We start from the raw sequence: 12,181 nt of genomic DNA on the forward strand, positions 1-12,181 counted from the left end.
ATGTGGCGGACCTCCACGCAGGCTTCGGAGACCCCGAAAGTTGGCGGGCGGTATTGCAAATATTTGATATATCATGTATCGGAGTTCGCGAGTATTTGCACGAGATCTGCGGGACGCATGACGAAGCCCATCTTTGGAGTGGTGGCGGACGATCTGACGGGCGGCATGGAAACGGCCGCGATGCTGGTCGCTGCCGGGATCGAATGCGGATTTGTCACCGACCCCGATCTCGTCGGCAGCTGCGGCGATGTGCCGGCAATCGTGATCGCGCAGAAGACGCGGGTGATCCCCGCAAGCGAAGCCGTCAGCATGACGGCGAAGGCGGCACGGGCGCTGCTTGCGCGGGGCGCGAGGCAAATCTTCTTCAAATATTGTGCGACGTTCGATTCCACCGACCGGGGGAATATCGGCCCGGTCTCCGACCTGCTGATGCAGCTGACCGGCGCCGAATACACCGCCTTTTGCCCGGCTTCTCCTGCCCTTCGAAGGACCGTCTATAACGGTCATCTGTTTCTCGGCACCGAGCTGATCTCGGACTCGCCGAAACGCAATGATCCGCTGACACCGATGACTGATCCCGATCTGGTCCGGGTACTGCAGCGTCAAACGCGGGCCAGGGTCGGCCTTCTGGCGCATTCGCAGATCAATGCAGGCGCGGACTCGGCCGGTCGCGCGATCGCGGAAGCGGCGGCTCGGGGGATCCGCTACTTCATTGCGGACACGATCTACGATCGGGATCTCGATACGCTTGCCACGCTCACCTGCGATTGGAAGCTGATGACGGGCAATGCGACGATCGTACAGCACTATCCGGAAATCTGGAGGGCGCGGGGGCTCATCCCCACGGCCAGCAGACCACCCGGCTTGCGCGCGGTTGGCGGCGGCGGCGTCGTTCTCGCCGGGAGTTGCGCCGAGCGGACGTTGGAGCAAGTCGCTGAATTCGAGAAGATTCATCCAGTGCTTCGCATCAATCTCCTGCATGCTGAAGATGTGGCGGCGACGGTCGGCGACGCGCTCGATTGGGCGCGGCCGCGGCTGCGGAATGGTCCCGTCGGCTTCGCCACTTCGGACGCGCCCGAGGCCGTCAAGATGGCTCAGGAGCGATATGGCCGTGAAGGCGCGGCGCAACTCGCCGAAACCATTCTTGGTCGGCTCGCCGTCTCTCTTCGCAGCATCGGCGTGCGGCGCTTCGTCGTGGCCGGTGGCGAGACGTCCGGTGCGATCGTCGAGAACCTCGGCATTCGAGGTTTGCGGGTCGGTCCCTATGGCGGACCCGGCATCGGCACTGCGGTGACCGAAGACGAGGATCCGGTGGCCATTTGTCTGAAGTCCGGCAAGCTGGGCCCTGTCGACCTGTTCGCGACGACGCTCGAAGCAATGTTGAATCCGGAGGGAGTCAATTGAACGAACGCGAACTTAGGCAATCCATGCTGGAGACCGTAGCGCGCCTGGAAGCCAAGGGCTTCAACCACGGCAGCAGCGGAAATGTCAGCGCTCGCATCGGAGAAGACATTCTCATCACGCCGACCGGCGGCAATAGCGGCAACACGACCATCGACGGTCTCGTCCATTTGAAGCGCGACGGAACAGTGGTTCGAGGCGGCTTGCCCTCCAGCGAATGGCACATGCATCTGGCGATCCTCAACGCCTATCCGCATGTGAACGCGGTGGTGCACACCCATGCCGACTGCTGCGTCGCGCTGTCCTGCCTGGCAAAGCCAATTCCAGCATTCCACTACATGGTCGCCAGTTTTGGTGGAAACGATGTGCCTTGTGCACCCTACGCCACATTCGGCACCAGGGCTCTCGCCGATGGCGCCGTCGCGGCGCTGAAACAGCGCAAGGCCTGCCTGCTCGCGAACCACGGGATGATTGCCGTCGGCAAAGGGCTGCAGGCGGCCTTCGACCTCACCGTGAGGCTCGAAATCCTAGCCCGGCAGTATCTGCTCGCCTGTCAGGCCGGCGCACCCGCGATCCTTGCCGACGACGAAATGGCGCGGGTGGTCGAGCGCTATGGCAGTTACGGCCGCGCTGCCCTGCCGGCCTGAGAAGGACAGCTCCATGGAGATCACCGGGAAGACCAAGATCATGTTTGTGCTCGCCGACCCGGTCGATCATGTGCGGGCGAGTGCGGTCATGAATGCCTATTTCGGATCGATCGGCGACGATCTGGCGGTGTCGCCGATCCATGTCCTGCCCGGCGATCTCGGCCGGGTCGTCGCAAGCATCAGGCTCATGCGCAACGTCTTCGGCTTCGGCGTCACGATCCCGCACAAGACGTGCGTGATCGAGCATCTGGATGAGATTACGCCGACGGCGCGGCTGATTGGCGCGGTCAATTTCGTGAAGCGGACGGCGGAAGGGCGCCTCGTTGGCGACAATCTGGATGCGAGGGGATTTATCGCCAGCCTCGCGCAGCATGACGTTGCGGTGCGCGATCGGAAGGTGCTCCAGGTCGGTGCTGGTGGCGCGGGACGCGCCACTGCATTCGGCCTGGCGGAGGCCGGCGCACGCGAACTCACGATCATGAACCGGGATAACGAGAAAGCCCGCGCGCTTGCGGCTGCCGTGGCGGCGCATTATCCCGCCACGAAGGTCAGCGCCGGCCGCGCGGAGGCGCGCGCATTCGATCTCATCGTCAACACGACCTCGCTCGGCATGAAACCGGATGATCCGTTTCCGCTGGACATCGAAGGTGTCGGTCCCGGCGCCACCGTCAGCGACATTGTCGTCAATCCTGCAGTGACCCGGCTTCTTGCAAGGGCGGCTGCGCAGGGCGCAAAGGTCGTCGGCGGAAAGCCTATGCTTGATGCGCAGATGGCCCTTGTTGCCCGGTTCATCGCGCGATAGCCTGATATATCAAATATTATATCGAAGTCGGTGGTGGCGGCTTTGGATCGGGTGCAAGGGCCGCCCGCATCGAAGGCAGACGGAAGGGAAGCGAGGCTCCGTGAATATTGCATCGGCCAGGCAATCGGCGTCGGGCGCATCGATCCGCATCAGTCGCTTGGAGAAGCGCTTCGGTGCCGTCTCCGCCGTCGATGGCGTCGATATCGATATTGCTGCCGGTGAGTTTATCGCCCTGCTCGGACCAAGCGGCTCCGGAAAGACAACGATCCTGATGAGTGTTGCAGGATTCGAATTCCCGACCAGCGGCACCATTCACGTCGATTCCGAAGACCTGACCTATGTTCCCTCGAACAGGCGCAACCTCGGAATGGTGTTCCAGAACTATACGCTGTTCCCGCACATGTCGATTCTCGACAATGTCGCCTTTCCCTTGAAGATGCGCGGTCTCCGGACGGCTGAACGTCACGCGCGCGCCGAAGCCGCGCTCGCGACCGTGCGTCTGGCGGGCTATGGCCACCGTCGTCCGAATGAGCTTTCCGGCGGTCAGCAGCAGCGTGTGGCGCTCGCGCGTGCGATCGTCTATCAGCCGCGCGTCCTCCTGATGGACGAGCCGCTGAGTGCGCTCGACAAGAATCTGCGCGAAGACATGCAGCTCGAGATCAAGCGATTGCATGCCGAGCTTGGCATCACCGTCATCTTCGTCACCCACGATCAGAGCGAGGCGTTGACCATGGCCGATCGGATCGCCGTCCTGAGGGATGGCAAGATCCAGCAGATCGGGCCGGCGCGCCAGCTTTATGAAAGGCCCGCGAATCTCTTTACTGCCGGCTTCATCGGCGAGATGAATTTCGTCGACGTTCGGGACGAAAGCGTCGGCGACGACGTCGCGGTGGCGTTGCCATGGGGTGAAACATGGCGCCTGCCAGCCACAGCAGCGGTCGAGCCCCCTGCAGCCGGCGAGACAGCGGTGCTGGCCGTGAGGCCCGAGCGGCTGCAACTCGGCGCCAGCTCCCCCGGGCATGTCATCACTGTGACTCTGAGCGACATTGTCTATGCCGGGGCAGCCCTGCTCCTGATCGGACGTCTGCCTGACGGCACCGAGATGCGCGCGCGCATCCCCGGCGCCTCGCAGCTCAGCTCCTTGGCCCCGGGCGACGTCGCGTCCTTCACCATTCCGGCGGACGCGATGCTGCTCTACCGAGGGAAGCGACGATGATGAAGACGGGGCGGTCGCAGTTCTGGCATTCCGACGGCCGCCGGCTGAGCGGCCTGTCGACACTGCTGCTGCTCCTGCCATTCTTCGCCATCATCGCCTTCGTCTTCGTCTATCCGATCCTGCAGCTCCTGGTGATCAGCGTCCTCGAGCCGCATCCGAGCTTGGACAACTACGCGCGCGTCGTCGAAAATCCGGTTCACACACGCGTCCTGATGCGAACGCTCTGGATCGCCACGCTGGTGACGGCCCTGTCGGTGGTCCTCGGCTTCCCGGTGGCCTATTACATGAGCCGGGCCAAGGGGACAGTCGCCGCCCTTGTCGCAGTCTGCGTCATCCTGCCGCTCTGGTCGAGCGTCCTGGTCCGCACCGCGGCCTGGTCCTTCCTGTTCCAGCGCAACGGCCTGATCAATTCGGCGTTGATGGCTCTCGGTCTGACTTCAGAGCCGTTCAAGCTGCTCTATACCCAGAGCGCCGTGGTCATCGCCATGACCCACGTGCTTCTGCCATTCATGATCCTGCCGATCTATGGCGCATTGCGCAGCATTCCGAACGACTATGGACGAGCGGCCGCCGTGCTCGGCGCAACGCGCCTGCGGACCTTTCTGGAGGTGATCCTCCCCCTGAGCCTGCCGGGCGTCGTTTCCGGTTCGCTGCTCGTATTCCTCACGGCGCTCGGCTTTTTCATTACGCCCGCGTTGCTCGGCTCGCCGCAGGAGATGATGATCTCGACGCTCGTCTCGAAGCAGATCCGTGAGGTCCTCGATTGGCCCTTTGCTGCGGCGCTGGTCGGGGTGCTGACCGTATTCGTCACGTTGCTGGCGATCATCTTCAGCAAGACGCTTCGCTTCGACCGGCTGATGGGGAATGCCTCGTGAAACCGCCGACCGACCGATCGCTTGCGCTGGGGGCCTATGTCTATGCCGTGCTGGCCTTCATCATCGTGCCGTTGGTCATCGTCATTCCAATGTCGTTCAGCCAGAACGATTATCTGGCATTTCCGCCGTCCGGCTTCACGCTGAAATGGTACTCCGAATATTTTGACAGCAGGCAATGGCGCGCCGCCACCTGGCTCAGCGTACAGGTGGCCTTGCTGACCGCTCTTTTCGCGTCGGTCATCGGCACGGCCGCGACCTATGCAATGATCCGCGGCCGCAGCCGACTCGTAACCGCTTTCCAGATCCTTTTGATCGGGCCGATCATTGTGCCGCATATCGCGCTCGCCGTCGGCCTCTATCTGTTCTTTCAGACGATCGGTCTCTCCGGCACCATTCCGGGCTTCGTGCTGGCGCATACGGTGCTCACCTTGCCGTTCGTCGTTTTCACGATGGCCGCCGCCTTGGGAAAGGTCGATCCCAATCTGGAGGCGGCGGCCATGAGCTGCGGTGCGACGCGCTTCCAAGCCTTTCGCCTGGTCACGCTGCCGCTCGTTCTGCCGAGTCTCGCCAGCAGTGCGCTGTTCGCCTTCATCATCTCCTTCGACGAGCCGGTGGTGTCGTTCTTTCTGTCCGGTGTGCGCCAGAAGACGCTGCCGCGCCGAATGTTCGAGGACATCGAGCAGAACCTGACGCCGGTGATTCCCGCGATCGCGACACTGCTGATCGTCTTGTCCATTTTGATTCTGCTGGGGGCCCATGTCCTCAGATCCCGCAGCGTCACCCGGTAGCGAGCCAGTGAGAAGCCAGAGAGGAGATCGTCGATGCTGAAAACAGGTTGGATGGGGAACTCGGCAGCTGTCGTGCTTGCTTCGGTTCTTTGTGGAGCGCTGCCGGCTGCCGCTGAAAAACTGGAAGACCAATTGGTGATTGCAACGACCGGTGGCCTGATGGGCAACACCCTCGCGAAATATTTCTACGATCCCTTCAACAAGGCCAAGAATGTCGAAATCGTCCCGGTCGCGATCGAGGTCCCCGATCAGTGGGCGCGCGCCAAGGCGATGCAGCGAACCGGCAAGGTGGAGTTCGACATCGTCACGGCAACCGGTCCCGACCTCGTCGGGCGCACCGACATGCTCCAGAAGATCGACTGTGCGAAACTGCCCAGCGTCCAGAAGTTCGGTGTCTCCGACGCCTGTCAGCCCTACGGCGTCGCCCGGACGACCGGCGGCATGCTGATCACCTACAATACCGAAACGTTCAAGAACAAGGCGCCCAAGACATGGGCGGATTTTTGGGACGTCAAGCAGTTTCCCGGGCCGCGGGGGCTGCCCGACACCGGCGACAGCGATTGGTGGGTGCCGGTAGCCGCGCTCCTCGCCGACGGCGTCAAGCCGGAGCAGCTTTTCCCGCTGGACATCAATCGCGCCTACAAGAAGCTGGACGAGATCCGTCCCAATGTCGCGGTGTGGTGGAAGACCGGCGACCAGGTGCAGCAGATCATGCGCAGCCGCGAGGTCGTCATGGCCATGAGCTACTCAGGCCGCGCACTCGCCGTGGTGAAGGAGGGCGTACCGGTTGCCATGTCCTGGGACCAAGCGATTCGCGACACCGGTTACATGGCTGTCCTCAAGGGCGCACCTGATCTCAATGCCGCCATGGCCTATCTCGATTTCTTCTATGCGAGCTCCGACGCGCATGTGCCGTTCATGCGCGCCGTCAACTATGCGACGGCCAGCAAGTCGGCCATCGAGTTGTTGAAGCCGGAGGAGCGCAATCTCTACGCGACCTCGCCGGAGAACTACGAAAAGCTGGTCAAGCCCGATTTCGCCTGGATCGGCGAACATCGTAACGAGCTGCGTGAGCGGTGGATGGCCTGGCTGACCCGCTAAGCCGCATTAGCTTCTCCCGCCATTTCGCGCTTGTAAGAGAGGACCGACCATGGATCACACCAGTGACCCCGGCGCGCTGCGCTACGTGATCGATCCCGGAAGGCTCGATCTCGTGGAGGAGTTCCGCGCAAGTCCGCTCGGCGTGCATAGTCCGGAACTGCGCAAGCTGCTGGCGCGGATGCGATGGGGCAAGCCGGAAGGGCGATTGGTCCTGATCGTGCTTGAGCCCGGCAAGGCCTGGCGGCTGTCGCGCATCCCCAAGCGTCGGGGCGATCCCATGCCTTTCGTCGATGATCGCGTCTTCACATCTCTTGTTGAAGCGGAGTGGCATGTCTTCAAGCTGCGCTGGCAAGAGATGACGGGAACGACGCTGCCTGCGGAGGTTTCCGGTGATCTATAAGACCAACGAGTATCTCGGCTATCCGGATCGCATCAGCGTCCCGGCAGGCGAGGCCGTCAGATTCCAGCTCAGCAGCACGCGGCCGAGCGTGAAGGTCGAGGTGCTCAGGCTGCGCTGCGGCGATGTCGATACCAACGGCCCGGGCTTCAAATATGAGGTGATGACGAGCCCCATTGACGGTGAGCATGCCTGCCTCGATCAACCGATCCGCCCGGGATCCAACGCCGTCATTGACCACGACGGTGCACTGGTCCCGACCGGCGGGCACTGGTGTTTCGGAGCCTACGTATATCCGACGCGGATCGCGGATAATGCCAGGGCCGTGATGGGAAATTGGTGCGAGCGCTCGGCGCGTGGCTATGCGCTCGAGCTCGACGACGAGGGAAATCTGGTGCTGGTGCTGGGCCAGGCGAGCAAGACGCCAGCCCGCTTTGCCCTCGACGTCAAGCTGCGCCCGCGCGTCTGGGCGTTCGTATCGTGTGCGCTTGACCTTGCGCGGGGATCGGCCTCGTTGTCGCTGATCGTTCCGGCAGACGGCGTTCGGCCGGCCGCTGCCCATTCGAAATCGTTCGCCCTGCCGCAAGCGCCTGCGCTCGATTCCGGCCTGCCGTTCCTGATCGCGGCCCATCATGCGAATGGTGATCGCCAATATACCTCGCACTTCGACGGCAAGATCGAAGCTCCGCGCGTCTTTTCGTGTCCGTTGGACGCAGAGGCGCTGCGGGTATTCGACGGCCGGCTGCGAACGGGAGCAAGCGATGCAGGGCTTGTCGCCTTCTGGGATTTCTCGGATGGAATCTCGTCGCTGTCGATCAAGGACGTTTCGCCGAACAGCCTGCATGGCAGCCTCCGCCAGTTGCCCCGCAGGGGCGTGACCGGCTTTCATTGGTCTGGATCCGTCCACGACTGGCGGCTGTCGCCGGAGGAATATGCGGCGATTCATTTCCACAGCGACGACATCTACGATTGCGGGTGGCAGACAACTTGCACGCTCGATGTGCCGGCCCACTGGCGATCAGGCGTCTACGCGCTCCGGCTGACCTCGGGAGGCGACAATCCAGACAGGGACTGCGAAAGCTACGTCACTTTTTTCGTGACGCCCGGCAAGGCGTCCCGGCGGGCGGATCTGGTCGTGGTCGCTTCAGTTGCGACATATCTGGCTTATGCCAACAGCGCGTTGCGTCTCTATCAGGTTCACTTCGAAACGCTGATGGAGCACGTTCTGTGGTTGCCGCAAGATGACGTCTTCATGCAGGAGAACCCGGAGATCGGCCAGTCGACCTATGATTGCCATGTCGACGGCTCGGGGCGAGCGTACAGCTCCTGGCTGCGGCCCGTCCTCAACATGCGTCCGCGCGGCTACTGGTTCAATTTGATCAACGACACCCATATCCTCGACTGGCTCGAGGAGAAGGGGATCGCCTACGATCTGATCACCGATGTCGAGCTTGATCGGGAAGGAGCGCGGGCGCTTGCCCCTTACCGGGTCCTGATGACGCCGACCCATCCCGAGTATTATAGCTTCAGCATGATGAACGCGATCATGGCGTATCAGAACGCCGGCGGGCGGCACATCTCGATGGGAGGCAATGCATTCTACTGGCGCTGCGGCTTTCACCCGGCCGCGCCCGCCGCGCTGGAGGTTCGCCGCGGCATGGCAGGAACGCGCACCTGGGAATCGGAGCCGGGCGAAGTGCATCTTGCCGGCACCGGCGAGCCGGGCTCGCTGTGGCGGCATTCGGGCTTTGCGCCGCAGAAGCTGGTCGGCGTCGGGTTCTCGGCCATGATCAACGATACCTGCGGCTACTATCTGCGCACCGCCGAAAGCGAGGATGCGCGCGTCGCGTTTATCTTCGAGGGCACAGGCCGTCACGAAAAATTCGGTGATTTTGGATTTCGCTACAACGGTGCCGTCGGCAGCGAGATCGACCGGTACGATCTCGAGCTCGGAACGCCGCCGCATGCGCTGCGGATCGCGACGTCCGAAGGATTGGGCGCGGGCGCGCTGCCCACGCCGGAGGAGTTCCGCACCGTGGTCGACGGACTCGACGGCACACAGAATGCGCTGGTGCGCGCCGACATGGTGTTCTTCGAGGCGGCCCATGGCGGCGCCGTCTTTGCGACGGGATCGATCACCTACGGCATGTCGTTGGGTCACAACAACTACGACAACAACATCAGCACCATCACGTTGAACGTCGTGAATCGGTTTCTCGACCCAAGGCCGTTCGTCATGCCTGCCAAGACCTAGACTGCGGCCTCGATCTCCGCCCAACATGCAAAATCGCCATCTCGTCGCCAGAGATGGCTTCTCGAACCAGGGAGGCTGTCATGTCGGACATGCCTGAGTTTCAACCCCCGGAATTGGGGTCCGTCAACGTCGCTCCCCGCAAGGCGCGCCCGATGCATGCGGACGAGCACTGGGCCAGCCAGCCCTGGTATGAGGTTCCGCGCGGCGATCCCGCAATCGCGGAGGTCTACACCTATACCGACGCGATGTCTTACGACCCGGGAGACGAAGTTGTCTTTCGCTCCTCCGCGACCGCAAAGGCCTGGCGGTTGCAGATCTATCGCGACGGTCTCGAGCCCGAGATGGTGCATGAGGTCGATGCGCTTGATGGCGTGTTCGCGGCTACGCCGTCCGATGCCTATCGCAATGGCTGCAACTGGCCCGTCGCTCATCGCTGGACGTTGCCGCCGGATCTGCGCTCAGGCTTTTTTCGCGTGGTCTCGTCGTGCGAGCGAGCGAATGGGGCCCGCTTCATCCAGCATCATTTCTTCGTCGTGCGGCCGACGGAGAAAACGCGGCGCGCGAAGATACTGATGATCCTGCCGACGGGCACCTGGACCGCCTACAATGATTTTGGCGGTGCCAATCATTATTTCGGCGTCGAAGGTCCGAACCGCGACGAGCCGTCACCGGTATTGTCGCTGCAGCGGCCATGGACGCGCGGCGTGGTCTGGCTGCCGTCCGGCGCACCGCGCATCTGCGCCGATCCCGCGCCCGAGATGGGCGACGCGCCCCGCTATCAGATGAAGGAGTGGGCGTTCTCCAACGGCTTTGGCCAGTATTACGCGGCAGCGGGCTGGGCCCAGTTCGATCGGCATTTCGTGCTCTGGGCGCAGAAGGAAGGCTACGCCCTCGACATGATCACCCAGACTGATCTCCACTACCGGCCCGAGCTGCTCGACGCCTACCCTTGCGTCACCATCATCGGCCATGACGAGTACTGGACATGGGAGATGCGCGAGGCAATCGAGCGCTATGTGGAGGGCGGCGGGCGGCTCGCGCGCTTCGGCGCGAACTTCCTGTGGCAGATCCGGCTCGAGGAGGAGGGCAGGCGCCAAGTCTGCTACAAGTTCAAGGCCATCCACAAGGACCCCTTCGTCGGCACGGACCGCGCGCGTCTGATGACATCAGCCTGGGAAGATCGCAATGTCCGTTGGCCCGGCGCCTCGACGGTCGGCGTGAACGGTGCGCACGGCCTCTACGCGTCCTGGGGCGGATTCGCGCCGAACGGCCAACGAGGCTTTACCGTCTATCGCCCCGAGCATTGGGCATTTGCCGGCACAGGACTGCACTATGCCGATATCTTCGGCGACAAGCAGCACATCTTTGCCTACGAGGTCGACGGGCTGGACTACACGTTCCGTAACGGGCTTCCTTTTCCAGTCCCGGCCGAGGGGCAGCCCGAGACCATCCAGATTCTGGCGATGGCGCCGGCCGTCCTGGCCGAAGACGAGCCGCAGGGTGAGGGCTTCCGCTACTATGTCCGCAGCAGCGACCACGAAGGCCTGGTGGAGTGCATCACCGGCGAGGTCACGCCCGAGGGGCTGGCCCGCTACAAATACGGCTCCGGCATGATGGTGCACATGACCCGCGGCAAGGGCGAGGTGCTGACAGCCGCGACCTGCGAATGGGTGATGGGGTTGAAGCGCGGCGATCCGTTCACGCAGCGGATCACCCGCAACATCCTCGATCGCTTCACTGCGCCCCGTTCCGCGTGAGCAACCTTCAGCGACGCCTGGATTTCGCGCGTGCTGCCTTGGCAGGTGGTGCAGCGCGCGTCTGCGTCGCTTCAATCTCGACGTCTTCGTCGATGGCCGTCTCGGGAGTCATGAAGCGCGTACCGCCATGCTTTTCCAGCAACCGGACGAGATTCTGGCCGCCCTCCATCATGTCCGCCTGGATCGACTCGCGAACCTTGTCCGGCCGGCGCTGCCGCAGATTCTTGAGAACGGACAGGTGCTGGTGTTCGTTTGGATAGGTCGGGGGGGCGTGCGGGTAATGGAAATTCAACAAGGGTCCGTTGCGCATCCAGATATCGTCGAGGATGGCGAGCACTTCGGGAAGACCCGATCCATCATAGAGACCGCGGTGGAATTGCCAGTTGGCGCGAACCGCGTCGGACCATCTGTGCTCCTTCTCCGCGCTGATCAGTTCGCGGTGAGTGGCCTCCATCCTGTCGATATCGGCTTCGGAGATGCGCGTGGTTGCGTGCTCGGCGGCAAGTCCTTCGAGAAACAACCTGACAGTCCTCAGCTCGATATACTGCTTCGCCGTCATGTGGGCGACCATGATCGAGCGTCCCGCCTGCATCTCAAGCGCGCGGCCGCGCACGAGCTGCATCAGGGCTTCGCGAATCGGCGTCTCCGACACGTTCATGGTCGCGGCAAGGTCGCGAATCTTGAAGCGATGGCCCGGCCAGAACCGGCCTTCCATCAGCGCCTGGCGCAGATTGTTGTAGACCAGGCTTGTCAGGCTGTCGCGCGCGACCGGGCCTACGCCGCCGTCGCCATGTCTCTGTTCAACGTCAACCATTCTCGGTCCCCGAAAGGTCTGGGCTGTTTCGGCCATCCGCGCCGATACGGGTTCGAATCCATTTCATATATAATATAGGATGTCGTTGCTGCGCACTGACCGTCTGCGCTTCCTCTGCGACAGAACCTT

General features: G+C 62.8%; 10 protein-coding genes and 1 pseudogene. 10 read left to right on the plus strand and 1 reads right to left on the minus strand.

Annotated features, from left to right (window positions below):
• The first annotated feature begins 117 nt into the window (after positions 1-117).
• The 10 genes from otnK to JQ566_RS22370 all read left to right on the plus strand — a co-directional run bounded on the left by otnK (position 118) and on the right by JQ566_RS22370 (position 11,238).
• Entirely contained in the window at positions 118-1,404 is a 1,287-nt protein-coding gene (gene otnK, locus JQ566_RS22325) for a 3-oxo-tetronate kinase (RefSeq protein ID WP_212375565.1), read from the plus strand.
• A gap of 23 nt (positions 1,405-1,427) precedes the next feature.
• Entirely contained in the window at positions 1,428-2,048 is a 621-nt protein-coding gene (locus JQ566_RS22330) for a class II aldolase/adducin family protein (RefSeq protein ID WP_212375825.1), read from the plus strand.
• A 13-nt stretch (positions 2,049-2,061) separates the two neighbouring features.
• Positions 2,062-2,850 carry a shikimate dehydrogenase family protein gene (locus JQ566_RS22335; RefSeq protein WP_212375567.1) on the plus strand — a complete coding sequence of 263 codons (789 nt, stop codon included), beginning with the start codon at positions 2,062-2,064 and terminating at the stop codon, positions 2,848-2,850.
• 106 nt (positions 2,851-2,956) lie between these two features.
• Positions 2,957-4,066, plus strand: a complete 1,110-nt coding sequence (locus JQ566_RS22340) for an ABC transporter ATP-binding protein (protein ID WP_212375828.1) — start codon at positions 2,957-2,959, stop codon at positions 4,064-4,066.
• Positions 4,063-4,941, plus strand: a complete 879-nt coding sequence (locus JQ566_RS22345; protein WP_212375569.1) for an ABC transporter permease — start codon at positions 4,063-4,065, stop codon at positions 4,939-4,941. The genes JQ566_RS22340 and JQ566_RS22345 overlap by 4 nt, the downstream gene beginning before the upstream one ends.
• A complete protein-coding gene (locus JQ566_RS22350) occupies positions 4,938-5,729 on the plus strand; it encodes an ABC transporter permease (protein WP_212375571.1) in 792 nt (263 codons plus the stop codon). Before JQ566_RS22345 ends, JQ566_RS22350 begins: the two co-directional genes overlap by 4 nt.
• A 33-nt stretch (positions 5,730-5,762) precedes the next feature.
• Complete coding sequence (locus tag JQ566_RS22355; RefSeq protein WP_212375573.1) at positions 5,763-6,830, plus strand: extracellular solute-binding protein; 1,068 nt, start codon at positions 5,763-5,765, stop codon at positions 6,828-6,830.
• 49 nt (positions 6,831-6,879) lie between these two features.
• Positions 6,880-7,230, plus strand: a complete 351-nt coding sequence (locus JQ566_RS22360; RefSeq protein ID WP_212375575.1) for a N,N-dimethylformamidase alpha subunit family protein — start codon at positions 6,880-6,882, stop codon at positions 7,228-7,230.
• Entirely contained in the window at positions 7,220-9,481 is a 2,262-nt protein-coding gene (locus JQ566_RS22365) for a N,N-dimethylformamidase beta subunit family domain-containing protein (RefSeq protein WP_212375577.1), read from the plus strand. Before JQ566_RS22360 ends, JQ566_RS22365 begins: the two co-directional genes overlap by 11 nt.
• A gap of 80 nt (positions 9,482-9,561) precedes the next feature.
• Entirely contained in the window at positions 9,562-11,238 is a 1,677-nt protein-coding gene (locus JQ566_RS22370) for a N,N-dimethylformamidase beta subunit family domain-containing protein (RefSeq protein ID WP_212375578.1), read from the plus strand.
• Positions 11,239-11,347: 109 nt separating this feature from the next.
• Here the strand turns inward: JQ566_RS22370 and JQ566_RS22375 are convergent.
• A pseudogene (locus JQ566_RS22375) lies at positions 11,348-12,052 on the minus strand (GntR family transcriptional regulator); the annotation flags it as partial.
• Between the last annotated feature and the right edge of the window lie 129 nt (positions 12,053-12,181).

It is taken from the genome of Bradyrhizobium sp. SZCCT0231, from assembly GCF_018130245.1.
In the GTDB taxonomy this organism is placed as follows: domain Bacteria; phylum Pseudomonadota; class Alphaproteobacteria; order Rhizobiales; family Xanthobacteraceae; genus Bradyrhizobium; species Bradyrhizobium japonicum_F.